The organism is Streptomyces niveiscabiei (assembly GCF_001419795.1).
In the GTDB taxonomy this organism is placed as follows: Bacteria; Actinomycetota; Actinomycetes; order Streptomycetales; family Streptomycetaceae; genus Streptomyces; species Streptomyces niveiscabiei.
This window is the reverse complement of record NZ_LIRL01001426.1, coordinates 1-1,169: the sequence shown is the minus strand read 5'-3', so window position 1 is coordinate 1,169 and position 1,169 is coordinate 1. Positions and strand designations below refer to the sequence as shown.

At 76.2% G+C, this 1,169-nt stretch carries 1 protein-coding gene; it reads right to left on the bottom strand.

Annotated elements, in window-relative coordinates; genetic code table 11:
- Window positions 1–1,161, bottom strand: a 1,161-nt coding sequence (locus tag AOK24_RS44700) for a sensor histidine kinase (RefSeq protein WP_055725510.1), incomplete at its 3' end; no start/stop codon positions are given.
- Window positions 1,162–1,169: the final 8 nt, after the last annotated feature.

Sequence of the window (1,169 nt, the reverse complement as noted above, 5' to 3'; positions counted from 1 at the left end):
CCCCACCGCGATCGTCAGCCCCAGCCCGTGCCCGCGCGCCCCGCCCTCCGTACGGAACCGCTGGGGCCCGTGCAGCACCAGGTACTCCGGGTAGCCCCCGCCGTGGTCCCGGACCGTCACCACCGGCCCGTCCACCGTCACCACCACCGGCTCCGAACCGTGCCGGTGCGCGTTCGACACGAGGTTGCCGAGCACCCGCTCCAGGCGCCGCCGGTCCGTCTCGACGACCCGGTCCTCGACGACGACCACCTCCGCCGCCCCGCCCGACGCCGCCACGACCCGGTGCGCCAGCGCCCCCAACTCGACCGCGCCGACGTCCAGTCGCTCCTTGCCGGTGTCCAGCCGGGAGATCTCCAGCAGGTCCTCGGTGAGCGTCCGCAGCGCGGCGACCCGGTCGCGGACCAGCTCCGTCGGGCGGCCCGGCGGCAGCAGTTCCGCCGCCGCGTGCAGACCCGTCAGCGGGGTGCGCAGCTCGTGCGCGACGTCCGCAGTGAAGCGCTGCTCGCTCAGCAGCTTGCCCTGGAGCGAGGCCGCCATCCGGTCCAGCGCGGCGGCCACCGCGGCGACCTCGTCCTGCCGCGTCTCCTTCGCCAGCGGGTCGCCGACCCGGGCGTCCAGGTCGCCCGCGCTGATCCGGCGCGCGACCTGCGCGGTCGCCTGGAGGCGCCGGGTCACCCGCGCCACCGCCACCGCGCCGACCAGCAGCGTCACGCCGATCGCCAGGCCCGACGACCACAGGATCGCGTTGTCCAACGCCTCGATCGTGCGCGCCTGTTGGCCGTACTCGACGGCCACCGCCAGCGCCCGGCCGCCGGCCGCCGGGCCCGCCGCCCACATCAGCGGGCGGCCCCGGTAGTCGGCGACCATCGTGCCGCGCTCACCCGCCGCCGCCAGCGCCTTCAGCTCCTGGGGGAGCCCCTCGGGGTCCACGCCCGCGTTCGGCGCCAGCGCGTCGCCCGCCTCGTACGCGTCCGTCGCGTCCGCGAGCTTCGACAGCGCGACGTCCCTCGACTGGCCGACGGTCTGGTTCGTCACCTGGACGTGCACGAGGACGCCGAGCATCGTCGCCAGCGCGCAGCACATCACCGTGATGAACGCCGCGGCCTTGAAGGCGAGGGTGCGGGTCCAGCGGGGGTTGCGGATGAGGCGCGGGGGGCTCATGCGGGGCC